Origin of the sequence: Sediminibacillus sp. JSM 1682029 (assembly GCF_041366435.1) — a bacterium.
GTDB classification, from domain to species: domain Bacteria; phylum Bacillota; class Bacilli; order Bacillales; family Amphibacillaceae; genus Sediminibacillus; species Sediminibacillus terrae.
Window position 1 is genome coordinate 411,590 of record NZ_JBEWYY010000001.1, and the last position, 25,753, is coordinate 437,342.

The window sequence follows — 25,753 nt, forward strand, 5'->3', positions numbered from 1 at the left end:
TGTAATTGTGTGTTGCGCTAATTTTATTATACCTGATTCTCCCTGAGGGTGGTAGAGTTTTGCGTAGATTCTTCATATAGACAGCATCGATTCGGTCAGCAAATCTTCAGGATATTTGTTAAAATTGATCTGGTACAAAGGGAAAATAGGAACCGTCTATATTGGGGAAACTGATTGTACTTGCAAACTAGAGAGAAGGAGAATCATTCATGCCAGTGACAGTCAAGGAGGCCGTTCGTCTAGAAAATGTAACTTACGCTGCCGATGGACAGGAAATATTAAAACAAGTAACCGGCTCTTTTCCTGAAGGAAAAATCACAACCTTGGTCGGGCCATCCGGTGCTGGTAAAACGAGTTTATTCCGGTTGATCAACGGCCTGCGTAAAACCAGTTCTGGAGATATTTATGTGGAGGACAAACATATTGAAAAATATCATCCTGTCGAGCTTCGCAGGAAAGTCGGAATTGCCTTGCAAAGCGCTACCATGATAAGTGGAAGTGTTTTCGATAACCTAACTCTTCCTCTCAAACTGCAGGGAGAAGAACTTCGCCGGGAGAAGGCATTAGAATTGTTGGACTTAGTCGGTCTGAAGCAGGACATCCTTCAACAGAACATTAAAGATTTATCTGGTGGTCAGCGGCAAAAGTTGTCAATTGCACGCACTCTAGTCAACCGGCCGGATATCTTACTTTTGGATGAAATCACCGCTTCGCTTGACCGAGTTTCCCAACAAGACATCGAAGAGCTGATTGTCAAAATAAATGAAAAGTATGGCACGACGATGATTTGGATCACCCACAACCTCCAACAGGCAAAAAACCTCGGAGACTATACCTGGGTGATGATCGCTGGCGAGGTTGTAGAGACAGGGGAAAGCAGTCTGTTGAATGACCCATCCAATGAACAAGTCAGACGGTTTGTAAAGGGGGAGGACTAAATGAATTATCTTACTTTGTCCCTCGCTCTCATTTTCGTTCTCATTCCGCTTTTATTATCGAAAGCATTGAAACTGGAACTGGAAAAAGATACAATCATCGCTGCAGTCCGCTCGATTATCCAGCTTCTGGCAGTCGGGTATCTTTTGCAGTATGTATTCGACGCTGAAAATATGCTGTACATCCTGTTGATGGTCGTCCTGATGATCGCGGCAGCCACCCAAAACGCACGCAGGAAAGGCCGCTCAATCCAGGGGATCACATGGAAGCTGGTTCTTACCTTTGTAGTCGTGGAAGTCCTTACCCAAGGAATTCTGCTCGGGCTGTCGATTACTCCGCCCACTCCGCAATATATCATTCCAATCAGCGGAATGATCATCGGTAATTCCATGGTGTTGTCGATCCTGTTTTTGAATCGATTTACTTCAGAGGTGGAAGACCACGAGGACGAAACAGAATTGATCCTCTCATTGGGGGGTACACCTAAACAAGCGATCCATCGCCAACTGATCACTTCCATCAAAGCAAGTACCATACCGACCATAGAGAGCCAAAAAACCATCGGACTCGTCCAGCTCCCGGGAATGATGAGCGGCCAAATCATAGCAGGTGCAGACCCAGTTCAAGCCGTTCAATTTCAATTGTTAATTTTGTTCCTGATCCTGACAACAGCCGTGGTCACCAGCATCCTGCTCGGTTACATGTCCTATCCGACCTTATTCAACGAACGCATGCAGCTCGTCAAAAACAGAATGAAAGAATAAACATTCGGATGATTTGGGGGTCAGTCCCTACGAGCCATTCATTATTACCCAGTAACAGCGAGAGGGACTGACCCCCTCACCAAATTAAAGGGACAACCTATGGAATCGGGGTCAGACCTTCACAACCCTCGAGCCCCGTCCTGTCAACATTCAGCCCATTTAGTGATGCTGCAGTCCCCCATTTGGGGTCAGTCCCCAAAACGTTCAGATTGAGAGGAATTAGGTCATCGGGGACTGACCCCGGCATCGGCCCCATCATCGAATCTGTAGTCTTTAAGCCAGTTGAACAGGTAATCTTGGGCGTAGAGGTCGTCTGGATAATCAACGAAGGCTGTACCTTCTTCTTCATAAAGGTATTGCAGAAATTCGTTGAGTGCGCCCATATACTCGCCATATAAAAATTCAAAGCTCACGGTTTCTTTCGGCATGATGTTTTGCTGACAAACTTTTGGATCAGCAAAATTCACGTAAGTCCGGCAAGGAATCGGTCTGATTTCATACGCCATGCATTGATTGGTTTTTGTATCGAGCATCACGCATGGCAGTTGTTTTTCCCGGTAGGCTAGTTTGAATTCCTGGTCGGTTTCCGTTTCAATGGCTGACAGTTCTTCCAGCTGCTTGCTGTATTTTTGGAAATAAGAATCGATGTGAGCGTAAAGTTTCTTCCTGCGCTGTTCAGGAAATGAAGCTATCGTCTGCTTCATCAGTTTTGCTTCCATCTTGTTGACAATAATAGGATAATAGCAGCAAAACGCACATCCCATCTGACAAGAAGTCTCCATTTCCAGGTTGCTTTGTATCGTATCCATTTCTTCACTGACGACTTCCAGCAACTCGAGAAAACTCCCAATCAATTTGCCTTCCGTCGACATATGGCTTTCCGCCCATATCTCCACTACCCTATAAAATCTTTCTTCCTCGATTTGATACTTCTCATGTAATTTACCGCATCTATTTTGAATTTCCTCATAGCTTAGATATTTTTCCATGCATTTGTCTCCCTTATTGATCGTTGCTTTCTTATTGTTCACTTTTTCCGGGGAGAAGTAAATAGGAACTTGATATTTCTATTGCTCCGTACAACCATTCCACATCCATAAAAAAGCCAGGAACGCTCTTCAAGCTAAGCGTTCCCGGCCAATCCGCATACCCGGGCAATTTATGTTTCTTTGTATAGTCCAAGCGCCTGGTCGAGCACTTTTTCGCCTTGTATCATGCCATAAGCCATTTGATCGATTACAGCCACTTTTATTCCCTTCGGTTCCAACTGACTTTTTATTTTCTTCTCCAAATACCTTACCTGCGGCCCTATCAGCACCACATCGAGATTATCCAATTTACGCTTTAGCGCTGACTCGGAAACCGCCTCAATATTTGCCGTCAATCCCCTGTCTCCAGCCGCTTTTTTCATTTTGGAAACCAGCATCGACGTCGACATACCAGCCGAGCATACAAGAATGATATTCATCTTGCTTTTCCTCCCCCTTCCGTATAAATGCAATTACTATGCCTGCCAATTCTTACTGTCATCGATAAGCCAATATCCAAATCTCCCGCCTTCTGTCTGAAAGCGTTCGATAGCATCCAGGTAATACCGATGTTTTGAAATACAACTCTGCTAAAACAACGGACAAAGACTCACCGGAAACCGTAAATCCTGGTGGTAAAATCGTCAAAAAAACTGTAGTTGCTCCCGATCCCCCATCTATCTTGTCTCCATTCTTTGTTTCAACGCCCGGATACCGGCCACGACAAACGGAATATAAAGGATTACCGCCAAAGCCAGATTGAATATCTGGAGAGCAATCCCCCTCCAGCTTCCTCCTGTCACTAGATACCCACTCAAAATCGGAGGCGTCGTCCATGGGAGAATGGCGACAGTTTTAGGAACGATTCCGGTTGCCAGCGCGATATAGGTTGTAACTGTGAGTATTACAGGAATGAGTATGAAGGGGAGCATCATAATTGGATTTAGTACGATCGGCAGTCCGAAGATGACGGGTTCATTTATATTGAAAAGCCCAGCCGGTGCCGATAGCTTTGCAACTTCCCGATATGGATGATTTTTCTCTTGACGGATGACGAAAAATATAGCAATCAGCAAAGCGATTGTCGTACCGGATCCACCCATGAACACAAAAGAATCGAGGAATGGTTTGGTCACGATATTCGGTACATCGAAAGCGGAAACGCCGCTTTGGTACAAGGAGAGATTTTTTTCGATGAGCGGCAGATAAACCGGCTCGATGACAGAACCGATAATATTGGTTCCATGTAAACCGAAGAACCATAACAAGTGATTCAAGAAAGATACAACCATTGCTGCCGGCAGCGTATTTCCAAGTCCTTGCAAAGGTTCTTGAATGATATTGAAAATCCATTCAAAAATGCTGATTTCCGCAAAGTGACTCATCAGAGCTTGAAACAAGCCTACGAGGATCAAAATGATGGATGCAGGGATCAGCGCGGTAAACGAACGGGCGACTCCATCAGGTACCCCTTCCGGCATTTTTATCGTCAGCCTGGATTGAAGCAGGTAACGAAATAATTCAGTAAGAACCAATGCTAGTATAATTGCGACAAACAACCCCTGTGCCCCCAACCAGGCAAAACTCAATCCCCAGTCCGGGGTTTCGGGAACAAGCATGATATAAGCAGCTGCAGTTATCAATCCTGAAGACAATCCGTCTATTTCATAAGACTTTGCCAGATTATAAGCAATGGAAAATGCGATCAACAAACCGAGAACTGCAAACGTGCCATTCCAAATACTCCCGCCCACCTTTTGCCAGTTTCCCTCACCGAAAATACCATTTAATATACCTGGCAAGTCGAAACTTCCGAAAGGCGGAAAATTGTTTATCAGGATCGCTATCGACCCAATGATAACGAGCGGCATGATGGCGACAAAACCATCCCGGATAGCAACTAGATGACGCTGAGCCCCTATCCTCCCGGCTACTTCAATAAACCTTTGCATGAGCGGATGATTCATTCCGATTACCCCCTAAATGAAATGATGGGAAGAGTGAATATATGCAGTTCCGTGGTTTAGGTTAGTCACCTTTTCATTTCTTCCCCTGTTTCTTTACAGCCAGTTAATTCACCGACTATACCCAATTAAACAACCTGGCAATTCCCATTCAGTTCAGTCCACGGCCAATAATTTCATCCATCACATTGATGATCATTCCTTTCACAGATCAGAAGTCGAATGTCATGACAAGTTCTTTTTAAAGATGTTTATGCGTCAGAGGCACAGAAAATGTATCATACAAATAATTCTCCGCCCATACAATATGGAGTAAGAGCCGGATTTGTCATAACAAACTACAGCCGCTTTTCAGATGGGAGTTATGCAATGAACAATAATCTATCATTACATGAATACATTAAAGAGGAATTGCTTACTAGCATTAAAACCGGCCACTACCAAATCGGCGAAAAGATTCCGACGGAAATGGAACTTTGCAACATATTTAACGTGAGCAGAACGACCGTGAGAACAGCCTTGAATCAATTGACACAAGAAGGATACCTGGCACGCCATCAAGGGCGGGGTACATATGTAGCAGATCTAAAGGTAAAGCAAACCCTTTCCCACACAATCGAACGGTATAGCGACCAGATAGCAATACAAGGAAAGAAGCCAAAAATCATGTTACTCGGCCTTCAGGTAATCCCGGCTGATCAGCAACTTTCCCACTCTTTATCCATATCCATCAACGATGCCGTGCAGCGAATAGAGAGAATCCGGCTGGCAGACCAAGAACCAATCCAATATGAAATTTCTTATATCCCTTGGCACATAGCACCCGGTCTTACGAAACAGCATGCCGAAACATCCCTCTATGCAGCCTTACAAGACGTCTTTCATATTCCGATTGGAAAAACGACTGAACAAGTAGAAATCACCTTTGCAAACGAGCGAATCTGCAGCCATTTACAGTGTGACACTGGATTGCCGCTCTTCTATATCGAGACAACAGCAGAAGATAAGCACGGAAACAAGATCGAATTTTCACACTCCTATTTTCGCGGAGACAAAACAAATTTCATCATCGAACGATTGTATGACCAAAATACTTAATAAAAGAAAGGAAACAGACGGATGGAAGTTTTATTTAATGCAGATGACTTCGGTTTGACGAAAGGCGTCAATGACGGAATCATAGAAGCTTTTGTGAATGGAGTGGTAGGTTCCGCAACTTTAATGATGAATGGTCTTGCCGTGGAGGATGCTGTAGCAGCGGCAAAACATCATCCTCGTTTGAAGGTCGGAATCCACCTTGTTCTTACTTGGGGAAAAGCCCTGTGTCCTGACTTAAAGCAGATTGTCGACAAAGAAGGCACCTTTCTCCGGAGGAGTAACTTTCGTGAAACCACTGTTCCTGATTTGAAGGAAACCGAAAAAGAATGGCGGACGCAATTGGAGGCGTTTCTTTCTACAGGGTTGCCCCTTCATCATATCGACAGCCACCATCATATTCATGGCTGGGAACCACTGAAAGAGTTGACGCTGCGATTAGCTGAAGACTATCGGGTTCCTGTTCGATTTGCAGAGTCGCTTCGCTGCCATCCCGATCACCTTTTGACCGATGTTCTGTGGACAGATTTTTATGGACAAGGAATAACCAGGCAGATATTCGATCACTTACCCAGGGTCCCAACCGGTAAAGTGGAAGTCATGACCCATCCGGCTTTTGTAGATACCGAGCTTCAAGCAAACAGTTCCTATAACGAACCACGCGATCTTGAAAGAAAAATCCTTTGTTCGCTGGAAATACCAGATTGGGTGACGCTTCTATAAGTGCGGCGAAAAGGACACTTCGTATTTCTCCATCGGCTCGATTTTCCGCTGATCTCTTTTTTAGTGGATACATTCCGTTTCTCAAACCTACGCCGAACTCAAATTTCCTCTTCCTTTTTATTCTTCTTTTTAGAACACGCACCATAAATAGCTTTGCTTAGTAGAATCAAACTATCTTATTCGTTATAATAAAAAAGAGAAGTGCGCCAACACTTCTCCCCGGTCCCTGTCTTCAAGGGACGAAATCAGACAACTTTTTCGGAAAGCTTCCTTCTGCTTCAACGCAAAGGGGGCTTTTCGTCTCTCATCAATGGTTTCTCGTATGGTATGTGTTCATCTTGTGGAAACAAATTTCTTACCTTCCTTTTTTCCGGTCTGTCCCTGTAAACAACAGCCCAAGCAACAAGCCAAACCCAGCCAGGAAAAACACCATGAAAGAACTGATTCCGATAAAAATTTCACCAGTCGCAAAACCGGAAGTAAATGCCGTAAACAAACTGAACAGAATCAATCCGACCGACAAACCATATAGCATGGCACGCACCTTGGTCATGGCGTACTTTTTGTTTGTTTCCCTAGTCAGGAGACTGTATGCGATAAGCGCTCCACCTAACACGATGAAAATAGCCGGTCCGGTAACAGCTTCCAATGGAAGCTTCATAAAATACAGCATAGCCATTGTCAACAGACCGAAAAGACCAATCAGTATGCCAGTGATTAATCCAACAGTGGAAACACGGGCGGTCATGGAAGAATAGACCTCTTTTCTCGTCTGATCCTGGCCGATCTGCCGCATATCCTCAACGAGGCCGCTCAAATCACCCATCGAACTAACAGCCTCCTTGAAGGCTTCCTCTTCATTCATGCCGGCTTTTTTATAATCGATGACCTTTTCCTTCAGGTTGATGGACAGCTCCTCTTTTAGTTCGTACAACTGTTGACTATCGCCAATTCCAGCAAACAAATTGTCTACATAGGATCGAATTTTTTGATTAAGATCCTGGTTCATTCTCTTCATTCTGAATTCCTCCCTCGATTAATCGGTTCAAAACATTCTTGGCAAAATGCCAATCCTGTTTGTTTTGTTTATAACGCTGCATACCTGTGTCTGTTATACGGTAGTATTTCCGGCGTCCTCCTTGCGTTTCGTCCCCCCAATAAGAAGCGATATACCCCTCCTTCTCCAATCGGCGAAAAGCAGTATAAAGCGTCGCTTCTTTCAATTCATACTGACTTCCACTGAGCGCGATAATCGTCTTGTAAATTTGATAGCCATAGCTATCCCCCTGCTGTAATACATTCAATATGATGGTGTCAGTGTGCCCTCTGATCAGGTCTGTCGAAATATTACTGGCCAATTTTTCATCACCTCCTGAAATACAATTTAAAACACATTACTTTGTCTGTCAAGGTAATTTATCACAAATAATAATGTATCGAAAATAAAATCAAAAAAATACTGAAACCGGAAGCTTTCTCACTTGCCAATTTCAGTATTTTTCTCCGTTTTTATGTTTTGTTTACTTCTTTCGTACCTGTGATGGCTATCCCACGCAGCGCCTGTGTAGCGAGCTGGTCTGCCTCCTTATTCAACTTGCGGGAAACAAGCTGAAAGGAAGGATCGATGCCCAGTTCATCCAGCAGGGTTTCGATGCGATCTATCCACTTGGATAGCTCTTTTTCATAACATGGCCAATCCCCACTCAATTGATGTAAGACAACCTGCGAATCACCGATAAAAGTGACAGGAAGGTCATGCACCCCCATATACGCCAACTCTTGCAGCGCCAAATGAAAAGCGGCATATTCTGCTTCATTGTTCGTATCCAGCTCTTCTACTTGTGCATTTTTTCTCAGACGAAGCGATTTTCCGTTTTGTTCATAATAAATAGCACATCCTAAACCCGAATGCTGCATATCCTGGTCAAAGCCGCCATCAAAATATACCGTGACATTATGTGGTTCTGTTTCTATTTCAGCAATAAATTTTTTTAATTCCTTTAACGTCCATCCCATATCGCGGCTATCGAGAAAGTGGATTTGTTTTGCCCGTCCGGATTTTTCCAAATCCTCCGCTATCAGGATCGCTTTTCCCGGATTCATTTCTTCCGAATGGAATCTGGCCGTTGTTCCTTTTGGAGTCTGATATAGCATTTCAATACGGATATCCATACGTATCCCTCCTTTATCAGGACGATTTTCAGCTGGAGCTGGTGTTTAACAAGAGACTTATGTGCAAAAGTATAATCCCGCTGCTTAGCATTCTCCGCCTTATGATGTAGGCAAAGGTCCATTTTGTTTTTACAACCAGTGTACCCGGTCAGCCTGCATTATATCATTCATTCAGATAAAAATGATGTCTATATATATAGAATAGTTCTGTTTTAACCCTAATAAAACCTTTGACAACTGCTTAAAAATGATGTAAATTACCCTATGTACGAACATTAACATTGAACTTCATCATAATATTCGTGTTTAGAGGTGTATAACATGGAAAATGTATTTGATTACGAAGATATTCAATTGGTCCCTGCAAAGTGTATCGTAGACAGTCGTTCAGAATGTGACACAACCGTAACGCTTGGCGGCAACACATTCAAACTTCCGGTGGTTCCCGCCAACATGCAGACGATTATCGATGAAAAAATCGCATTATATTTAGCCGAAAATGGTTATTTCTATATCATGCACCGATTCGAACCAGAGAAACGTCTTGCTTTTACGAAGGATATGAAGGATCGTGGTTTGATCGCCTCCATCAGTGTGGGTGTTAAGGAAGAAGAGTACCATTTTGTCGAAGAACTGGCAAAAGCGCAGCTTGCGCCGGAATACATCACCATCGATATAGCCCATGGCCATTCGAATGCTGTCATCGAAATGATCCAGCATATCAAAAAACATTTGCCTGCCAGCTTTGTCATCGCCGGCAATGTCGGGACTCCGGAAGCCGTAAGGGAATTGGAGAACGCTGGCGCCGACGCGACAAAAGTCGGTATCGGCCCTGGCAAAGTATGTATCACAAAAATCAAAACCGGTTTTGGAACCGGCGGCTGGCAGCTGGCTGCACTGCGCTGGTGCGCCAAAGCCGCCAGTAAACCGATTATTGCCGACGGCGGAATCCGGACGCATGGCGATATCGCCAAATCAATCCGGTTCGGTGCCTCCATGGTCATGATTGGATCTCTGTTCGCGGGCCATGAAGAATCTCCGGGCGAGACAATCGAAACGGACGGCAAGCTTTTCAAAGAATATTTCGGTTCTGCTTCTGAATTCCAAAAAGGAGAAAAGAAGAACGTCGAAGGGAAAAAGATGCTTGTCGAGCATAAAGGATATCTTTCCGATACGTTGAAAGAGATGGAACAAGATTTGCAATCCTCTATTTCATATGCGGGAGGCAACAAGCTCGACGCCATTCGCAATGTAGATTACGTGATTGTTAAAAATTCTATTTTCAACGGCGACAAAGTGTACTAACAAAAAGGTGAGCGGGAATTCTTTCCGGCTCACCTTTTTTATCACGGGCTTGACCTCTGGTCCTGCAAGGAAAAAATTATTTCATTGGCTTTGCGTTTATTGAGTCGATACGTTTTGCCTTCCAGCGATAATTCCGCCGCAAGTTCTCTGATGGTTTGTTTCTGCAATTCGGTCGCCGGCTGTTCTTCTATCAACCGCTCATAATTTTGAAAAGCAACCTTTGCCGCTGTTTCAGGGCTTAGTCGATCAATCAGTTCATACATTGCCCGGTATGCCTTTTCGATTCCGATCTCCACCCCTGAATCAGAACCGAGAAAAAATTGATCAGGATATTTTTCAATCAGCGGAACAAAATCCTCCAGCGAGTGACTGCTATTTGAATTATACTTGGTAAAACCAGCGAAAAAATCTATATATAGATTATCGAATTCAGCAAGCAGCCGCTCCAAGTTTTCCGGTGAATTAAAGACATTTGCGTGGGCGAAAATAAAGATCGTTTCCGGGTTTTTGCGAAGCGCTGTCTTTAAATAATTTATGTTAATACCTTCCGGGGGATCGATATGCAGCAAAATCGGTGTACGGTAAGATGCTAGTAATGGATAGATATCCGGGAGTATCCCCCAATATGGATGCCGCCCTTTCCATAATACATCGGCACTTGGAGAATAAGTCGATGCAGCATAAACTTCTCCAACTGCAAGGTATCCTTTTTCCAGATTTTCTTTTACCCTGTCCATTCCATTTTCCCCCTTTTCCAAAGGAAAACCAGAAAAAGATGGATATATTAAATCTGGATATTCCCTGTAATAACGCCAGGCAAGGCGATCTGTGCGGACAGCCGACGGTGCAGAAACATCCCCGAACAAGACCGTTTTATCGATACCATATTTTTCCCACACGTCTTTGCCGATCGTTACATGGCTCATATCGTGCGTTTCACTCCTGTGCAGATCATGTACACTATGGCTGTGCACATCTACAATCGGCAAGTCTTTGTAGACTTCATGCAGCGGCTTGTATCCCTTTTCCCTTCTCATTTCTGCTATAGCTTCCGGCATGGCGGTATCCGGCGTGTACTCCGTATCATTTAACATTACTGCTTTGCTTTGTTGATTCATCACCGCAAACACGACACCTGCTAAAAATGCCAAATAAATGGACAAATATAGCAGGTACCACTTAGATCGGCCTTCCAATCCCTTTTTCTTCATACCACCTGATCATTCTCCATTCCCCATCTTTTTCTTTTTCCCATACTTCCAACGAGAGTGTGTTGACAAGTTTGCCGTCCGACTTGTGAGTGATGTGATATGATACAGCAGCTTGTTTGTCGGACTGCGGGACAATTTGCAGCCCCGAATAGATAAACATGATCTTTTTCCCTTTATAGTAAGATGCAGCCTCTTTGTTCCCTTCCTTGATTTCTTCTCCTGTAAAAGTCCTTACTTCCCCAATCGCAGGCATATAGAGCTTTCCGGTAAAATGGTTTGAATAATTGTCATTCATTTCTTGATAACAGCCTCTAGAAAAGTCTTCGTGGAGCTCTCTCATCCGATAAACTTTGGCAGCGACTTCTTCTTCTATCCGCAACGTAACCCCCTCCTTGTAAGCATGCTATACAATACTACTTCTATATAGAAGAAAAGATTCCTTTTCCTATCTGCCAATCGGAGCTATCACTGTCTGAAAGGTATTTCCATGAATAAAGAAGTGGATTTCCCCCATTTTTCATTTCTTCGCCTTTTTCAAGTCCGTTTACTACAACTTATCTTTTATTTAAGCTAAACTAAAGGGTGGAAACTTCGTTCTGTTCTAGTACTGTTCAGAAGAAGTGAATGAAAATCGGTAAAGGAGTGGAAAAGATGCAAACAAATCAATTCGAGAAAATCAAAAACGGGAAAGGCTTTATCGCCGCCCTGGACCAAAGCGGCGGAAGTACTCCGAAGGCTTTGGCGGGTTACGGCGTTTCCGAAGATGCTTATTCAAACGAGGATGAAATGTTTGATCTCGTCCATGAAATGCGTACACGGATCATCACATCCCCTGCTTTCGACTCAGATCGCATTCTGGGAGCGATTCTGTTCGAACAGACAATGGACCGTGAGATCGAGGGTAAATATACCGCTGACTACCTTGCGGATGAAAAAGGCATCGTCCCGTTTCTGAAAGTCGATAAAGGACTGGCCGATGAATCAAACGGCGTTCAATTGATGAAACCTATCCACGACTTAGAGGAAACACTCAGACGTGCTAATGAACGGAATATTTTCGGTACAAAAATGCGCTCTGTCATCAAAGAGGCTAACCCAGAAGGCATCAAAGCTGTCGTTGAGCAGCAGTTCGAAATCGGCAAGCAAATCATCGAAGCCGGCTTGGTGCCGATCATAGAACCAGAAGTGGATATCCACAGCAATGACAAAGAAAAATCCGAACAAATTTTGAAAAACGAAATTCTCGACCACTTAAATAAACTGGACGAGCAAGACAATGTGATGCTGAAATTATCGATTCCAACGGTGGCAAACACGTACAAAGAATTAATCGACCATCCACGCGTTGTAAGAGTCGTCGCGCTTTCCGGCGGGTATTCCCGCGATGAAGCCAACGAGAAGCTGAAAGAAAATGACGGGCTGATTGCAAGCTTCTCCAGAGCACTGAGCGCTGATTTGAATGTCAACCAAAGCGAAGAAGAATTCAATGCAGCCCTTGGCGAAGCCGTGAATTCCATTTACGATGCATCGGTAAATAAAAAGTAAAGTTTTAGAGAAGAAAACCAGCAAGCTCTCTCATTGAGACTTGCTGGTTTCCTCATTTTCCCTGTGTTGGCTGTCAGGAGACCATGCCATGGAAACAAATTCATAACAGCCTCCATTGGTGTTTTGCATGAATGTACCTGTTTCCGCAAAGCCAGCCTTTGTGTATAGCTTGATCGCCCGTTTATTAAAGGCTGCCACGGATAACGTAATCGCTGATGGACGATAATTCAGGATGGCGAATTGTAGACCAGACTGAAGAAAGCCCAGACCTTTTCCCTTACCCGTCCATTCCGGCTTCATACCTAGTCCGATTTCCACCTTACCATGTTGCTTTGGATGAAAACAAAAGAATCCCATCAATTGACCATTCTTTTCAACAACATAGTAATCTTCTGCTCTTTGATCTGCATCTAAAAACTCTTCCAAATCTTCTTCATCCGCTTCCATATCATAAAAACGATATTCATCTGGGTAATGCCACTGATAAGCGATTTCTTCCGCCTGCTGCTGGGTCATTTTTTTCAACGAGTAATCCATACGGTAACTCTCCCTCCTGTATATTAATGGACAATCAATTCCTTTAGAGCGGTCAAACATGTAACAGAAGCCGTAACCAAAAAAATCACTCCGACCTTTTTCCGACTGTCCATCAGATTGTCTGTTCCCATCAACACCAAGAGTACGGTCAACACACCAAACAGCAAATAATCAGGTGGGTTGAACGACGGTACCAGAACGACCATACCGAAAAAAACAAAAGTGATGCTGCTCACGATCAACATTATTATCTGCAAAGTAATTAACGCTCCCTTTTAGATTATATCCCTACTGTTTTCTAAATTATGGCAAAATTTTAATAGAAAGACAAGCAGATCGGACAAAAGCATAGTAGCCAATGCAAAGCGGCCGGGACAAAAGCTTGGCACCAAACAAAAACCGAGCGAATTTGAACGATCAATCAAATTCGTTCGGTTTTTAAAGTTTGTGTTCCTTCGATAGACTTACGTGTCTGGGTTTGCTACGGCAAGATACTACGTGTTCCACGGGCACGGCTTCAACTTCCTCAGAAAGCAAAAGACGCTTTCCTCCGGGATTTTCAGCTCGAGCTATTCCCGTTGGAGTCTCCGTATCTTGCCTCCGCTACGTTTTCGGGTCCCATTTTTTTATAATCAAAACAAAATAAATAGAATCGTATTCTTCTGACTGTTAAGGTTTCTAAACAGAGACGAAGATGAAAACAGCACGGAAGGTATTTTATTTGGAAATTGAAGCTTGCGGACCAACACCATAAAAATAAAAAAGAAGTACTCCTCTTTCCATACGGTTTAGCTTTCAAGGCAACGGTATGAGAAGAAAACAGAAATCAGCCAGGAGTGGCGCCTCGCTCGTTTGCGAGTAATTTTACGTGAACGGAGGCAAGGTACGCAGTCTCCTGCGGAATGAGCTCGAGCTGAAGATCCACTTGGCAAAGCGGCATTCTTAACCAAGATACATTTGTCCCAGCCTCTTTACAGGTGGTCCTATTCTTTCCCGACCTTTTTATGTTTTCCTGTCCTCCCCACTCAAATAAATGGCATTTGCTTATAAACTCTCTCTCTTATCAACCTGTTCCTTCAATCGATTAATAAAGTCATCCAGTTTCAATTCTTCCGATTCCTTCTGACCATATTTCCTGACATTAATCGATTGATTGACTCTCTCCTTGTCACCGATCACTACTATATATGGTGTCTTTTTGACTTGTGCTTCCCTCATTTTGTAACCGACTTTTTCCTCTCGTAAATCTACTTCAACTCGTACCCCTTCTGTTTGTAAGCGATTTTGCACTTCTACTGCGTAATCCCCATGAACAGCACTGGATACCGGTATCAGTTTTACTTGTACAGGCGCAAACCATGCCGGAAACGCACCGGCAAAGTGTTCGATCAAAATTCCCAGGAAGCGATCAATCGACCCGAAAACGGCACGGTGGATGACAACAGGACGGACTTTCTGGTTGTCTTCATCCACATAAGCCAGGTCAAATAGTTCGGGCATTTGAAAGTCTAACTGTACCGTCGCGCATTGATGGCTTCTCTTTAGTGCATCCTTGATGTGGACATCGATTTTCGGCCCGTAAAATGCTCCATCTCCCTCATTTATTCGGTAGTCGTAATCCAGTTTTTCCAATACATCCTTTAAAGCCGCTTCCGCTTTATCCCAGAGTGCCTCTTCCCCCATGGAATCTTCCGGTCTTGTCGAAAGTTCGATGGAATAGTCAAATCCGAAGGCACGATATACTTCATCTATCATTTTCAATACAGAAGTAATTTCGTCCTCGATTTGCTCGGCTGTCACGAAAATATGGGCATCATCCTGGCAAAATGTACGAACCCTCAGCAATCCATTCAAAGCACCACTGAATTCGTGGCGGTGGACCTGGCCGAACTCAGCCATACGGATCGGCAGCTCCCGATAAGAGCGTAGCTTGTCTTTGAAAATCAACATATGCCCTGGACAATTCATCGGCTTCAAGGCAAATCGCTGGTCATCGACCTCGGAAAAATACATGTTGTCTTTATAATGGTTCCAGTGTCCGGATTGTTCCCATAACCGCTGATTCATCATGAACGGTGTACGTACTTCCTGATATCCATATCGATTTTGGATATCCCGCAAAAAGGATTCCAGTCGGTTGCGAATGAACTGTCCGTTCGGCAAATAAAAAGGCATTCCCGGCGCTTCCTCCGAAAACATGAACAAGTCCAGCTCACGGCCCAGCTTGCGATGATTCCGCTTTTCCGCTTCCCGCAAAAACGAAAAGTAGTCCTCTAGATCTGCATCAGAAGCGAAGGCCACGCCATAAATACGCTGCAGCATCTGGTTTTCACTGTTTCCGCGCCAATAGGCTCCTGAGACATGTGTCAGTTTGAATGCTTTAATATGGCGAGTCTCCGGAAGATGCGGCCCTCTGCATAAGTCGATAAATTCACCTTGTCGATACACCGAGATTGGTTCATTGTCCGGGATATCCTCCAACAGTTCAAACTTTAACGGATCATCCGCAAACAATTGCTTTGCCTGATTTCTTGACACTTCTTCACGCTTGATTCGCAGATTTTCCGATACGATTTTTCTCATTTCCTTCTCGATTTGTTCCAGGTTATCTTGTGAAACCGGTTGGCTCAATTCCAAATCATAGTAAAATCCATTTTCAATGACCGGCCCTGTACCGAAATGAACATTTCCGTAAATACGCTGGACAGCCTGTGCCAATACATGCGCAACAGTATGACGCATCACCTTCAACCCCTCTTGTGACTGAACGTCAAGCAGCTCTATTTCGGCATCCTTGGAAATAATGCTTCGTAAATCTGTCAACGCGCCGTTCACTTTTCCGACAACCGATTTCTTTCGTAAAGACGGACTGATCGCCCCCGCTATTTCTTCAAGCGTTACACCTTGCCGGTACTTTTTCTCACTTCCATCCGGGAAGCGGACGATTATTTCGTTAGATTCCATTCCTATTCGCTCCTTTTTTCCATATAAGTAAAAAAACACGCCATCCCTAAAAATAAGGGACGAGCGTGTTTGATACCCGTGGTTCCACCCAGCTTTCCGTCAAGTAAATATGATACAAGACAGCTTCGTTACGGCTTTATCGCAGCGTCTGCGGTCCGGTTACTAAAACTTCCCCTGGACTGCTCGAAGGTGGTAAGCTTTTCTATCTGCACCGGGAAGCTCTCAGCCTTGACCTCCCTCTCTGTCGGCCGTTTTAGAAAAACTGTTGTCCTTTTCCTTGCATATTCCTCTATTTTTTTGCAAACAAAAAACACACCGCATCCCTATACGAAAGGGACGAGTGTGTGTCAGACCCGTGGTTCCACCCAGCTTCCCGTCACTCCTGAAAAAAGTGACGGCTCATTCCGCTTTATCGCCGCGGTTGCGGTATTGAATACTTGATTTCCTCAATACTGCTCGAAGGTGGTGCATTTTTCTCCTGCGTTGGGAAGATCCCAGCCTTGACTTCCCTCTCTGTAAACCGGTAAGAAAAACGCCTATCCTTTTCTTCGCACTGTTCATTGTTAAATTATTACTTACTATATAAAAATTAAACCGTTTCGTCAAGAAGCTATTTTACTTTAGATTCCAAAACCTTCCGCATATCGATTCAAGCACTGATAATCATTCACTTTTCCATTATCCGTTCGTGAACATATCTATTTCCTTCATGATAACTTTCATGCATTCAATAGACTGGTAAATTCCGTCCTCATGCTCCAAAGAATGATCGGCACCTTTTAAAATCCGCGTCTTAAAATTTCTTTTGTCTGCGAGTTCGCTCATCCTTTCTTTTACAAAGTATTGATCCTTATTACCAGTGAGCAATAAACTCTCTTTCCGACTACTGCGCAAACAGTCATAAAGTGTATCTATTTGCAGCAGCGGGTTCAGCCAGATTACCTTTGTAATCTTCAGATTCTCCTTGCTTTTTTGAAACAAATGCGCAAGACCGCCGGTTCCGATAGACTTGGCCATCATAAAAATATTCGTGTTTTTATTTGCGGATACTACCTCTCCCAGTACTTTCTCTACATCATCACTTATGACTTCAAATTGTTCTTCCCGTTCCAGCTTAATAAAGGAACTATTGTCATGCTCATATTGAACATGTAAGACATCAAATCCTTTTTCCAAAAACAGGCCGGTAGCATAATAAAACAATGGCTGATCCGTTGTGTAACCTAATCCGGGAAGCATCACACACAGTTTACTATTGTCTGGTGTATTTCGAAAATACCTGTAAGGAACCGATTCCCCTTCCTTTTTTCGTGCTATTCCTTTTTCAATATGCATTTATATCCTCCTGACTGGGTTTCCTTTTGAATTGACATTGATATTTTTCGATTGAGGGAGAACAAATTCCTGCATAATTCACAACAGTTAAACTGAAAAAAAACAACGGCGAGATTTCATTCCCACCGCTGTTTTCCCTGTCTAGGAAATTGTAATATTTCTTTTTATGGATAATTCTATGTGTGGTTGTATCATCCAGCTCCAGCGCCTACACCTCCGAGGTCTTAAGAAAAGCCTCTCTGTGACAAAAAACGTCACACCGAGGCTTTTCTTAAGCTTGCGGGAGTGAGCAAGGCGCTTGCGCTTTTGTTCCTGCTCACTTTCGTGTGCGATTCATACGGCCCATTTCGTTTTCTTTCTTCAGTGCCTTCACGTGAAAAGGGTTTGCCGATTCTTTAGCCGCATCGCTTTGCACACCGATTTCTTTACCAATCGAATCGTTATAAACACCTTCCCGTTCACCATCAAAGTGTTCATCTTGTCCATCTGCCAGCATTTCTTTCACCTCCTATCCGATAGCATGCTTAAAATCCATTCAACCATCCTGTCGCTGGTGGACAAAAAGTGAAACTTTGTAGAGAAGAAAAACGTAAACAAAAGCAAAGCAATTTATATACATAACATAGGAGGAATTGCCATGGAATTTGATTTTTTCTGGCTGGCAATTGGAATAGCTGCAGCTGGTTACTTTATTGGAGAAGGGCTGAAAAATTTCAAAAATCCTGAAACAAAAGGATTGTTGGACACCTTTAGTGACGATGACGACCAACAACTATTGAAAGAAAGTGAAGTCCATTATTTCATGGGGATTACCAAGGAAGATGCAAAATCGTTAAAAGAGGATTTTCCCGATATCCCCCATATCATCATCAACCATAAAGTTTATTATCCGAAAGCCAAGCTGAAGGAATGGTTGAAAGATATAGGATCATAACGGAATGTTTTCACCTTAAAAACCTTATATAACAATATAAAGAAGCACTTTGATAACGATTCGATCTATTAAAGTGCTTCTTATGCAAATTGAAATTATTAGATTAACATGAGGCCACACTAGTGTTTCCTGTTTACTATTCCCCTGTCTATCTGAGTCTCTCCTTAAGCAAAGTTAGTGTTTTTTCCAAAGAAGTTTTTGGGATAGCATGATACCAATCGCCGATACTTACCTCAAAATAACAAGCCTGGTCATACTTTTCTTTGATGTAACTTGTGATGCCTACCCCGGTCTCCTCATAGACTGAAGCCAAGACAGGCTCGACAACCCCTTTCCCCTTCGCTATATAAACGTGGAACATATTCGATACCGGGACTTCTGGCAATGTTGAAATATACGGGCAACGATTAAGCTGCTCCGCCAACTGCACGGCATCCTGATAATATTGATCCATTTTGTCCTTGTGTTTTTCAAAGTAGTAATCGGCCGAAAGAATGTACGGATAAAGGCTGATTAGATCACCGCCATGCCGCCTTTTCCACACCTTGGACTTCTCTGTGAAAGATCTCTCACCAGCAAGAATAGCACCTGCCACACCGCCCAATCCTTTGTACATGGAGATATAGACACTGTCGAATAAAGCACCTATTTCTGCTGCAGACTTTCCGTAATAAGGCAGGATCTCCAAAAGTCGCGCGCCATCTAAATGGAGGCGGATGCCCTGCTTTCTGCAATAATCCGAAATTGCTTCCAAGGTTTCATAGGACGGAAGCCGGCCGCCGATTTCCCGCTGCGGCAGCTCCAGCAGCAGGCATGCGATCTCTTTATCCAACCCCGTGACATCCTCCAGCTCGATCACACGATTCTCGTCTGCCAATAATATTGTCTCGAGATGATGAAGCTCTTTCAGTCCGTCTTCTTCATGGATCTCCAGATGGGACAATGGATGGTAAGCGACCCGCTTCACCTGCTTTTCATCTGCCCATATTCTCAACGCTATTTGCTGGGCCATTGTGCCGCTCGGAAAAAACACTGCAGCCTCTTTTCCCAAGAATCCGGCCATTTTATGCTGAAAACCCTCGATAATTTCTCCGTTTCCATACAGGTCGCTCGCTCTTTCACCATCCACTTGATTCAAAGCCTGTTTAAGCACTTCTAGATTACGCGGTGTATGGCCCGATAACCGATACGACGTTTGGTTGAATGCTTCCGCCAACGTTGCTTTCATGCTTCCACCCCTTTCTTTATAGAGCTATTTATTTTCCACCGACTCCGTGTTCTTTATTTTCAGCTTGGACGCCGCTTCTGCCACTTGCTGTTTTGCTGCTTCTACATCTTCTGCTTTATTAAGCACGACAGCCAACCTGCGTCCGATCGAGGCTGTAGGCTTCCCAAATAATCTTAACTGAGTACCAGGAGTCTGTAGTGCCTGTTCAGCACCTTCGAAGAGATAGGATTCCATATCGCTCGCCGATTTGACCGCTTGACTTGCACCAGGAGAAGTAAGTGTCACCTTATCTACCGGCAATCCCAGTATCGCCCGTACATGTAATGCAAATTCGGATAAATCCTGTGTTGCCATGGTTACCATCCCCGTATCGTGAGGCCGTGGAGAAACTTCGCTAAAGTAAACGCCTTGTCTGGTAAGAAACAATTCTACCCCGAAAACACCAAAACCTCCAAGATGATCTGTGATTTTTTTGGCGATGTCTTCTGCTTCCCGGATTTGCCCCTCGCTCATCGGATGGGGCTGCCAGGACTGTATATAATCCCCGTCCTGTTGCTTGTGACCAATTGGCGGACAAAATACTGTACCGGAGGAGGATCGGACGGTCATCAAGGTGATTTCTGAATCAAACGTAATGAATTCTTCCACGATTACCCTGGCGCTTTTGCCACGTCCGCTTTTCAGTGCCTCCTGCCAGGAAGCTTCGATTTCAGCCTCGGTACGGCAAACAGTCTGCCCCTTTCCTGAAGAACTCATCAAGGGCTTGATCACGCACGGTGTCCCGATTTTATGTACAGCTTGTTTCAATTCATCCAATGATTCGGCAAATGCATAACCTGCTGTTGGGAGCTTTAGCTGTTCACTTGCTAAGCGACGAATCCCTTCCCTGTCCATTGTCAGCTGTGTTGCATAAGCCGTCTGAGCTATACGATATCCTTCCTGTTCCAGTTCGACCAGTGTTTCTGTAGCAATCGCTTCAATTTCCGGGACGATCAAATCCGGTTTCTCGGTTTCAATCACTTCCCTTAGATGAATCCCATCGAGCATATCCATGATATAATGGCGATGGGCGACCTGCATGGCAGGCGCCGCTGGGTATCGGTCTATAGCAATGGTTTCCACTCCCAGACGCTGTGCTTCGATAATCACTTCTTTGCCTAGTTCCCCAGAACCTAGCAACACCATTTTTATGGCCTTTTCTTGACCCGTCACTCCAAACATGGAATCCCCCCTTGCATCATTTACGAACATCATACCTTTTACGCCTTTTATAAACAACCATTCTCCTTTAAAAAAACGAACAAATTATACTATTTAGCGTTTAATGTACGTATTTTCATCAAATTTTTCTTATACGGTATATCATTCGGTTATCACGGTTAGGTATCTGAGCATGCAGCAAACTGTGGTATCTGGTGTTGCAAATAGTCCTCTTCGATTACCTTGTTTCTCACTTAAAGCAATTTCCGTTGCTTTGCCAGCATAAATGGTTCATTTTTTTCCTGTTAGAGAGAAACGAATGTTAAAATCAGTATCAGTATGATGAAATGATCAAGGGGGATTATAACTTGAATATCCTATTCGGATTCCTAGTATTCGCAGGCATTTTTGCTGTCTATGACGCTTTAAGAAAAGTAAATAACAATATCTTGGAACAAACAGAAGAGATAAAAAAATTACGCAAAGAAATGAAAGAAATGGATGACTAGAGTCCTCTTGCATCTTATCATTGGAAAACAAGCCCTAAGGACTTTCCGGTATCACGTACCCCCATCCTTATAGAGAACCTGGACAAAGAAGGCAACAAAAGCGAAAACCGAACGAGTTCTAATCGAATTCGCTCAGTTTTTGCTCTGGTTCCTATGATTCTTTTATTTGAGGCGAGGTTCCTATCTGTTTCTGTTCACTTTCCATGGGTAACAGTAAGGGGTTGCGTGCCCGTAGAAAACGAATTTCCTTTGCCGGAGTGGAGAGTTGCACTGTTGAACACAACCCATTCTATATTCAACCTTTGGTCGGTTGTTTCATAAAAAACGGAACTTCTTCCACTCCTGCCATTCGCGCGTAAGTAAAAAGCTGTCCTTTATGGTGAATTTCATGGTCTCTCGCATTGCCCAGCCAAACAGCCGCAGGTGCATCAAACCCGTTCATCTCTAACCGCTTATCCAAATGGTGATCCGAAATCGATTCAAAAAGCTTTAACGTAGTTTGCGTATAGTTATCCACTATATTCCGGACGTCCTGCAATGTCTCGAATTCCGGCTTGCTATCTGGAAAAGTGAACACACCTTCTTTGGTGGATTTGGTGAACATCTCCATGGAAGTCGCCAAATGAACAGCAAGTCCACCTAAAGTAAACGCCCCGTCCCAAGGCTTGAAATCAACATGCTTATCATCGATTTTTTCCAATAATTCCTGCAATACTTGCCGGTGACTGTACCAGCTATTCCTGATTTCTTCTACTTTGCTCATCAAAATGCCTCCTTGTTCTTTTCTTTGTATGATATTCTCCTTACACCTTCCACCTATGCCATGTACCCAGCAAAAGAGAAGGTGGAACGCTTTCCCTCTTATCATAACAAAGAAGGCAATCCTGTCTACTGGACTGCCCTCTCGTATGAAAGGTGATTCTCACGCTCTACGTTCCATCAAGTTTATTCCGATACCCATACAAAAAACCCCGATTACGATCAAAATCGCCAACGGCTGAGCCAAAGCAGACAACGACTGATCCAACGCCAAACCTTTTAATGCCTCCATGCCGTATGTCACCGGAACAATCTTCGACATTGCGAGCAGGATACTATTGCTGACCGCTTCGATCGGCCAATAGGCGCCGCCGATCATGGCCATACTAACCGTGACAATCGGTACAATGGCGTTAAGCTGCTCGAGATTATTCACCAATCCTAACAACAGCATCCCCAATGCCACCACTGCAAATGTGTAACAGGCTACAGTCAATAGCATCAGGCCGATATTTCCACCTATATAATAATCAAAACCATAACGGAAGATGGAAAAGATGATCACGATTTGCAAAAAGCCAATCATAAATGAATAAGCTAAATGACCGATGTACAAGTGAAACTTGCGAACAGGCGACAAAATCACCCGGTTCCAGGTACCGGTCCGTTTCTCCTCGGCCACTTTACTCAAACTGAAAATGATGGTGTAAATCGAAAAGAACAGCGTCATGCCAAATAAGAAATGATTGCGTTGGGAATATTCTCCAGAGGTCGACTCCCCTTCAGCTGTCGATGTGGTCAATCCAATCGGCGCTTCCTTCAAGGCTGCTTCCACCTCGTTGCGCAAATCCGTTTCCCCTGTGGCGCTTTCTGCCTCCTGCAGACGCAATTCTTCGGCATAGACCTGTTTGACATACTGATCGACAAGCACCTGGTTCGGATCATCTGCAGCAATCAGCATCCGGTAGTCATCAGGCATGGCCTTCATCGCGAAAGGAATATCGCCTAATGCCACCTGTTTTTCTGCTGTTTTCTGGTCCGTCTCTGTAAACCTATAGCTTTCCGATTGATTGAGTCTTTCCAGCAGGATATCCTGTTCCTTTCCATTCATCGACTGGTCGAAATAGACCGGGACTTCCACTTGATCGGAGGCTCCGAAGCCTCCAAGAAAAAACACAAAGAGAAAGGTCATTCCTGTCATGGAAAGCAGCAGCATCGGTTCACGGCGCAGTCGCTGCAGCTGTAAAAGAAAAATAGATTTCATATCAGGCCGCCCTCCTTTTCGAAAAAATAAGCAGACTGAGTCCGATAAGCAACACGGTCAAGAGCAGCAACCGTACAATCAAGGGAGTGATAAACGATGGGCCAAGACCTTGTGCCCACTGTAATGTTGTATTCAACATGATTCCATTCGGTGTCCAATTTCCGAGATTTGTAAACAATTCCGGCATGCCCGAGACAGGAAAAAAGCTTCCTCCAAGCATGGCCAATACAGAAACAATACCGCCAGAAAAAATTCCCGGAACAACATTGCTTTCCGCTTTCACCGTAATGGCCGTCAACAAAGCCCCCAATGCTCCGATACATAAAGAAAACACAGCACTGATCACCAGCATACCGAGCCAAAACCGCCAGGAATTATCGGCAAAAGCATGAAGCACAAACCTTCCCATGCTAAACAACAGAACAAGCTGCATAAACACTAAGACGGATGTGGAAATCGCCTTCCCGGATAAATAAAGGAGTGGATGTTTTCCAGACAAAAGAATCCTGGCAAAGACGTTTTGATAATTTTCCACATAAGCTTTGGAGGCAATCGTGGAAGCAACATACATAGCAAACATGACAGCCATTCCTATCGAGTAATATTCTATCGAGGTGATCGGCTCCTGCTCTGTCACCGTAATCGTTCCTCCCAAACCTTCCCCCGTTCCACCAGACGCCGGACCGGGCATTTCTTTCCCGTCAGCAGCTTTGGCAACGGCGGTTTCAAAATTGAATGTATGGACGAAACGATCAATCGTGTCATGAAAAATCCCTGCCATCAGAGCGGAATCCTTTCCTTCCACCACTTCAAGGTCCGCACCCTTCCCCTGCTCCAACAGCATGCTTTTCAGCGATAGATAGGTGAAATCCTCCGGTATCTTCAGCAGGGCGGTGACTTCCCCCTCACCTAGAGCTTGCTCCGCTTTGGTTTCGTTCATTTTTTCCACTTCCATTACCTGACCGAGTTCCTCGTCTTCCAGCAGGTTCGTCAACATGGCGGAAGGATCTGCAGATTCCGCAGCTTTCATGAGTTGATTTTTACCAGCATCAGGCATGGAAAGCTGGCTGACTTCTTCCGTGAATTGTTCCATTCCTGCCGATCGATCATTTTGGTCTACCACCGCGACCTTCATATCGAAAGAAGTAAAGCCACCGGCAAACATTCCGTTCAAAGCAAATCCCAAAATCACCGTCAAAATAATCGGCATTAAAAGCAACACCAGCAGCTCCGTTCGATCCCGAAGCAGTACGACTACGTCCTTTTTTAAAAATGTCAGCATCCATACTCCCCCTAATCTCTCAACTTGCGCCCGGTTAGATGCAAGAATACATCCTCAAGTGTCGGAACTTGAACATTCAAACTGATGATTTGCGCCTGCTGCCGTTCCGCAGCCTGAAAAATACTCCCGAGCAGCCTGCTGTTTTTCGGCGTGATCAGCTTGATGCCTTTGTCTGTCTCGATGACCCGGAGTATTTCCTCCATGTCGTTCAACTCAGCTACCAGACCGGGATACGATCGATCGAGCTCCAACCATATCGTTTCTTCGCTGGACAAAATGCCGGTGAGTTCCTGTTTGGTTCCAGAGGCGATCACCTTGCCGTGGTCCATGATGTAAATCCGATCGCAAAGCCTTTCGACCTCTTCCATATAATGACTTGTGTACAACACAGTCATTCCCTGCTCCTCGTTGAGCTTTTGAACCATTTCCAGAATGTAATTGCGTGACTGCGGATCGATTCCAACCGTCGGTTCATCCATGATGATGATCTCCGGTTCATGAAGGAGGGCAACCGCGATATTCACCCGTCTTTGCATCCCGCCGGAATAATGTTTGACCAGTTCATTCTTGCGCTCGGTCAGACCGACGATTTCCAATACATTTGCCATTCGCGATTCCAGTCCCTTGCCTCTCAACCCGTAAATCCTTCCGAAAAACCGCAGATTTTCCACAGCCGTTAATTCTTTATATAGCGCGATATCCTGCGGCACGACTCCCAAGTGCATGCGGATGACATTCGGATCTTTGACCACGCTCTTCCCATGCCATGTCACATCTCCTGCGCTCGGTTTAACGAGCGATGAAATCATCGATATCGCCGTCGATTTGCCAGCCCCATTCGGTCCAAGCAAGCCGACGGATTCCCCTTTATCTAAATATAAATTCACGTCGGATACCGCTACATTCTTTTTAAATGCTTTTTTCAAATTCGTTGTTTCCAGCACAGCGCTTTCCCCCTTCAACACCATTTTCCACCAGATTTGGTTTATGTCTTTTAA

At 44.3% G+C, this 25,753-nt stretch carries 27 protein-coding genes; 8 read left to right on the forward strand and 19 right to left on the reverse strand.

Annotation, left to right across the window (positions count from 1 at the left end):
* Positions 1-209: 209 nt before the first annotated feature.
* Together ABVF09_RS02025 and ABVF09_RS02030 are read left to right on the forward strand one after the other, a co-directional pair.
* Positions 210-938: an ABC transporter ATP-binding protein gene (locus tag ABVF09_RS02025; protein WP_026570663.1), complete on the forward strand. Its 729-nt coding sequence runs from the start codon at positions 210-212 to the stop codon at positions 936-938.
* Positions 939-1,700 carry an ABC transporter permease gene (locus ABVF09_RS02030; RefSeq protein WP_026570664.1) on the forward strand — a complete coding sequence of 254 codons (762 nt, stop codon included), beginning with the start codon at positions 939-941 and terminating at the stop codon, positions 1,698-1,700.
* 224 nt (positions 1,701-1,924) lie between these two features.
* On the opposite strand, the gene ABVF09_RS02035 is transcribed toward ABVF09_RS02030, so the two are convergent.
* The 3 genes from ABVF09_RS02035 to ABVF09_RS02045 all read right to left on the reverse strand — a co-directional run bounded on the left by ABVF09_RS02035 (position 1,925) and on the right by ABVF09_RS02045 (position 4,695).
* Positions 1,925-2,689 carry a YkgJ family cysteine cluster protein gene (locus ABVF09_RS02035; RefSeq protein WP_371068500.1) on the reverse strand — a complete coding sequence of 255 codons (765 nt, stop codon included), beginning with the start codon at positions 2,687-2,689 and terminating at the stop codon, positions 1,925-1,927.
* Between the two features lie 170 nt (positions 2,690-2,859).
* Positions 2,860-3,168, reverse strand: a complete 309-nt coding sequence (locus ABVF09_RS02040; RefSeq protein ID WP_026570666.1) for a PTS sugar transporter subunit IIB — start codon at positions 3,166-3,168, stop codon at positions 2,860-2,862.
* A 237-nt stretch (positions 3,169-3,405) separates the two neighbouring features.
* The gene (locus tag ABVF09_RS02045) at positions 3,406-4,695 is read right to left on the reverse strand and encodes a PTS sugar transporter subunit IIC (RefSeq protein ID WP_371068501.1); all 1,290 of its coding nucleotides are present in this window, start codon (positions 4,693-4,695) and stop codon (positions 3,406-3,408) included.
* A gap of 366 nt (positions 4,696-5,061) precedes the next feature.
* On the opposite strand from ABVF09_RS02045, the gene ABVF09_RS02050 reads away from it, so the two are divergent.
* Both ABVF09_RS02050 and ABVF09_RS02055 read left to right on the forward strand, forming a co-directional pair.
* Positions 5,062-5,790: a GntR family transcriptional regulator gene (locus tag ABVF09_RS02050; RefSeq protein ID WP_371068502.1), complete on the forward strand. Its 729-nt coding sequence runs from the start codon at positions 5,062-5,064 to the stop codon at positions 5,788-5,790.
* A gap of 21 nt (positions 5,791-5,811) precedes the next feature.
* Complete coding sequence (locus ABVF09_RS02055; protein WP_371068503.1) at positions 5,812-6,510, forward strand: ChbG/HpnK family deacetylase; 699 nt, start codon at positions 5,812-5,814, stop codon at positions 6,508-6,510.
* Between the two features lie 355 nt (positions 6,511-6,865).
* Here the strand turns inward: ABVF09_RS02055 and ABVF09_RS02060 are convergent, their stop codons facing one another.
* From ABVF09_RS02060 to ABVF09_RS02070, 3 genes are all read right to left on the reverse strand, one after another.
* Positions 6,866-7,528, reverse strand: coding sequence for a permease prefix domain 1-containing protein (locus ABVF09_RS02060; protein WP_026570672.1), 663 nt, complete (start codon positions 7,526-7,528; stop codon positions 6,866-6,868).
* Complete coding sequence (locus ABVF09_RS02065; RefSeq protein WP_371068504.1) at positions 7,503-7,868, reverse strand: PadR family transcriptional regulator; 366 nt, start codon at positions 7,866-7,868, stop codon at positions 7,503-7,505. Before ABVF09_RS02065 ends, ABVF09_RS02060 begins: the two co-directional genes overlap by 26 nt.
* 151 nt (positions 7,869-8,019) lie before the next feature.
* Positions 8,020-8,682, reverse strand: coding sequence for a ribonuclease H family protein (locus ABVF09_RS02070; protein ID WP_371068505.1), 663 nt, complete (start codon positions 8,680-8,682; stop codon positions 8,020-8,022).
* A 321-nt stretch (positions 8,683-9,003) separates the two neighbouring features.
* On the opposite strand from ABVF09_RS02070, the gene guaC reads away from it, so the two are divergent.
* A complete protein-coding gene (guaC, locus tag ABVF09_RS02075; RefSeq protein ID WP_371068506.1) occupies positions 9,004-9,987 on the forward strand; it encodes a GMP reductase in 984 nt (327 codons plus the stop codon).
* Positions 9,988-10,028: 41 nt separating this feature from the next.
* Here guaC and ABVF09_RS02080 read toward each other — a convergent pair whose 3' ends face one another.
* Together ABVF09_RS02080 and ABVF09_RS02085 are read right to left on the reverse strand one after the other, a co-directional pair.
* Positions 10,029-11,198 (reverse strand): amidohydrolase family protein, encoded by a 1,170-nt coding sequence (locus tag ABVF09_RS02080; protein ID WP_371068507.1) that lies wholly within the window; start codon positions 11,196-11,198, stop codon positions 10,029-10,031.
* Positions 11,167-11,577: a hypothetical protein gene (locus ABVF09_RS02085; RefSeq protein ID WP_371068508.1), complete on the reverse strand. Its 411-nt coding sequence runs from the start codon at positions 11,575-11,577 to the stop codon at positions 11,167-11,169. Before ABVF09_RS02085 ends, ABVF09_RS02080 begins: the two co-directional genes overlap by 32 nt.
* Before the next feature lie 272 nt (positions 11,578-11,849).
* Between ABVF09_RS02085 and ABVF09_RS02090 the strand changes: the two genes are divergently transcribed.
* Positions 11,850-12,743 carry a fructose bisphosphate aldolase gene (locus tag ABVF09_RS02090; RefSeq protein ID WP_026570676.1) on the forward strand — a complete coding sequence of 298 codons (894 nt, stop codon included), beginning with the start codon at positions 11,850-11,852 and terminating at the stop codon, positions 12,741-12,743.
* A gap of 30 nt (positions 12,744-12,773) precedes the next feature.
* Here ABVF09_RS02090 and ABVF09_RS02095 read toward each other — a convergent pair whose 3' ends face one another.
* The 5 genes from ABVF09_RS02095 to ABVF09_RS02115 form a co-directional block, all read right to left on the reverse strand.
* On the reverse strand, positions 12,774-13,280 hold the full coding sequence (locus ABVF09_RS02095) for a GNAT family N-acetyltransferase (RefSeq protein WP_026570677.1): 507 nt from the start codon (positions 13,278-13,280) through the stop codon (positions 12,774-12,776).
* A gap of 23 nt (positions 13,281-13,303) precedes the next feature.
* Complete coding sequence (locus tag ABVF09_RS02100) at positions 13,304-13,537, reverse strand: hypothetical protein (RefSeq protein WP_371068509.1); 234 nt, start codon at positions 13,535-13,537, stop codon at positions 13,304-13,306.
* Between the two features lie 787 nt (positions 13,538-14,324).
* Positions 14,325-16,244 (reverse strand): threonine--tRNA ligase, encoded by a 1,920-nt coding sequence (gene thrS / locus ABVF09_RS02105; RefSeq protein ID WP_371068510.1) that lies wholly within the window; start codon positions 16,242-16,244, stop codon positions 14,325-14,327.
* Between the two features lie 678 nt (positions 16,245-16,922).
* Positions 16,923-17,579, reverse strand: a complete 657-nt coding sequence (locus ABVF09_RS02110) for an alpha/beta family hydrolase (RefSeq protein ID WP_153461945.1) — start codon at positions 17,577-17,579, stop codon at positions 16,923-16,925.
* Positions 17,580-17,895: 316 nt separating this feature from the next.
* On the reverse strand, positions 17,896-18,075 hold the full coding sequence (locus ABVF09_RS02115; RefSeq protein ID WP_153461947.1) for a hypothetical protein: 180 nt from the start codon (positions 18,073-18,075) through the stop codon (positions 17,896-17,898).
* 141 nt (positions 18,076-18,216) lie between these two features.
* On the opposite strand from ABVF09_RS02115, the gene ABVF09_RS02120 reads away from it, so the two are divergent.
* Positions 18,217-18,513, forward strand: coding sequence for a hypothetical protein (locus ABVF09_RS02120; protein WP_026570681.1), 297 nt, complete (start codon positions 18,217-18,219; stop codon positions 18,511-18,513).
* Between the two features lie 148 nt (positions 18,514-18,661).
* Here the strand turns inward: ABVF09_RS02120 and ABVF09_RS02125 are convergent, their stop codons facing one another.
* Both ABVF09_RS02125 and purT read right to left on the reverse strand, forming a co-directional pair.
* Positions 18,662-19,741, reverse strand: coding sequence for a threonine aldolase family protein (locus tag ABVF09_RS02125; RefSeq protein ID WP_153461949.1), 1,080 nt, complete (start codon positions 19,739-19,741; stop codon positions 18,662-18,664).
* A gap of 24 nt (positions 19,742-19,765) precedes the next feature.
* Complete coding sequence (purT, locus tag ABVF09_RS02130) at positions 19,766-20,962, reverse strand: formate-dependent phosphoribosylglycinamide formyltransferase (RefSeq protein ID WP_371068511.1); 1,197 nt, start codon at positions 20,960-20,962, stop codon at positions 19,766-19,768.
* A 347-nt stretch (positions 20,963-21,309) separates the two neighbouring features.
* On the opposite strand from purT, the gene ABVF09_RS02135 reads away from it, so the two are divergent.
* Positions 21,310-21,450 carry a hypothetical protein gene (locus ABVF09_RS02135; RefSeq protein WP_162832883.1) on the forward strand — a complete coding sequence of 47 codons (141 nt, stop codon included), beginning with the start codon at positions 21,310-21,312 and terminating at the stop codon, positions 21,448-21,450.
* A 295-nt stretch (positions 21,451-21,745) separates the two neighbouring features.
* On the opposite strand, the gene ABVF09_RS02140 is transcribed toward ABVF09_RS02135, so the two are convergent.
* The 4 genes from ABVF09_RS02140 to ABVF09_RS02155 all read right to left on the reverse strand — a co-directional run bounded on the left by ABVF09_RS02140 (position 21,746) and on the right by ABVF09_RS02155 (position 25,699).
* Entirely contained in the window at positions 21,746-22,213 is a 468-nt protein-coding gene (locus ABVF09_RS02140; protein WP_371068512.1) for a DinB family protein, read from the reverse strand.
* Positions 22,214-22,372: 159 nt separating this feature from the next.
* Complete coding sequence (locus ABVF09_RS02145) at positions 22,373-23,473, reverse strand: ABC transporter permease (protein ID WP_026570685.1); 1,101 nt, start codon at positions 23,471-23,473, stop codon at positions 22,373-22,375.
* A gap of 1 nt (position 23,474) precedes the next feature.
* Positions 23,475-24,755 carry an ABC transporter permease gene (locus ABVF09_RS02150; protein WP_371068513.1) on the reverse strand — a complete coding sequence of 427 codons (1,281 nt, stop codon included), beginning with the start codon at positions 24,753-24,755 and terminating at the stop codon, positions 23,475-23,477.
* 11 nt (positions 24,756-24,766) lie between these two features.
* Positions 24,767-25,699 (reverse strand): ABC transporter ATP-binding protein, encoded by a 933-nt coding sequence (locus ABVF09_RS02155; protein WP_371068514.1) that lies wholly within the window; start codon positions 25,697-25,699, stop codon positions 24,767-24,769.
* Positions 25,700-25,753: the final 54 nt, after the last annotated feature.

Coding starts and splice junctions, on each gene's coding strand:
- ABVF09_RS02060 (WP_026570672.1), bottom strand. CDS start 7,528: ATGAAGAGAATGAACCAGGATCTTAATCAAAAAATTCGATCCTATGTA.
- ABVF09_RS02090 (WP_026570676.1), top strand. CDS start 11,850: ATGCAAACAAATCAATTCGAGAAAATCAAAAACGGGAAAGGCTTTATC.
- thrS (WP_371068510.1), bottom strand. CDS start 16,244: ATGGAATCTAACGAAATAATCGTCCGCTTCCCGGATGGAAGTGAGAAA.
- ABVF09_RS02150 (WP_371068513.1), bottom strand. CDS start 24,755: ATGCTGACATTTTTAAAAAAGGACGTAGTCGTACTGCTTCGGGATCGA.
- ABVF09_RS02140 (WP_371068512.1), bottom strand. CDS start 22,213: ATGAGCAAAGTAGAAGAAATCAGGAATAGCTGGTACAGTCACCGGCAA.
- ABVF09_RS02040 (WP_026570666.1), bottom strand. CDS start 3,168: ATGAATATCATTCTTGTATGCTCGGCTGGTATGTCGACGTCGATGCTG.
- ABVF09_RS02045 (WP_371068501.1), bottom strand. CDS start 4,695: ATGAATCATCCGCTCATGCAAAGGTTTATTGAAGTAGCCGGGAGGATA.
- guaC (WP_371068506.1), top strand. CDS start 9,004: ATGGAAAATGTATTTGATTACGAAGATATTCAATTGGTCCCTGCAAAG.
- ABVF09_RS02025 (WP_026570663.1), top strand. CDS start 210: ATGCCAGTGACAGTCAAGGAGGCCGTTCGTCTAGAAAATGTAACTTAC.
- ABVF09_RS02035 (WP_371068500.1), bottom strand. CDS start 2,689: ATGGAAAAATATCTAAGCTATGAGGAAATTCAAAATAGATGCGGTAAA.
- ABVF09_RS02050 (WP_371068502.1), top strand. CDS start 5,062: ATGAACAATAATCTATCATTACATGAATACATTAAAGAGGAATTGCTT.
- purT (WP_371068511.1), bottom strand. CDS start 20,962: ATGTTTGGAGTGACGGGTCAAGAAAAGGCCATAAAAATGGTGTTGCTA.
- ABVF09_RS02095 (WP_026570677.1), bottom strand. CDS start 13,280: ATGGATTACTCGTTGAAAAAAATGACCCAGCAGCAGGCGGAAGAAATC.
- ABVF09_RS02110 (WP_153461945.1), bottom strand. CDS start 17,579: ATGCATATTGAAAAAGGAATAGCACGAAAAAAGGAAGGGGAATCGGTT.
- ABVF09_RS02055 (WP_371068503.1), top strand. CDS start 5,812: ATGGAAGTTTTATTTAATGCAGATGACTTCGGTTTGACGAAAGGCGTC.
- ABVF09_RS02070 (WP_371068505.1), bottom strand. CDS start 8,682: ATGGATATCCGTATTGAAATGCTATATCAGACTCCAAAAGGAACAACG.
- ABVF09_RS02080 (WP_371068507.1), bottom strand. CDS start 11,198: ATGAAGAAAAAGGGATTGGAAGGCCGATCTAAGTGGTACCTGCTATAT.
- ABVF09_RS02145 (WP_026570685.1), bottom strand. CDS start 23,473: ATGAAATCTATTTTTCTTTTACAGCTGCAGCGACTGCGCCGTGAACCG.
- ABVF09_RS02030 (WP_026570664.1), top strand. CDS start 939: ATGAATTATCTTACTTTGTCCCTCGCTCTCATTTTCGTTCTCATTCCG.
- ABVF09_RS02125 (WP_153461949.1), bottom strand. CDS start 19,741: ATGAAAGCAACGTTGGCGGAAGCATTCAACCAAACGTCGTATCGGTTA.
- ABVF09_RS02120 (WP_026570681.1), top strand. CDS start 18,217: ATGGAATTTGATTTTTTCTGGCTGGCAATTGGAATAGCTGCAGCTGGT.
- ABVF09_RS02115 (WP_153461947.1), bottom strand. CDS start 18,075: ATGCTGGCAGATGGACAAGATGAACACTTTGATGGTGAACGGGAAGGT.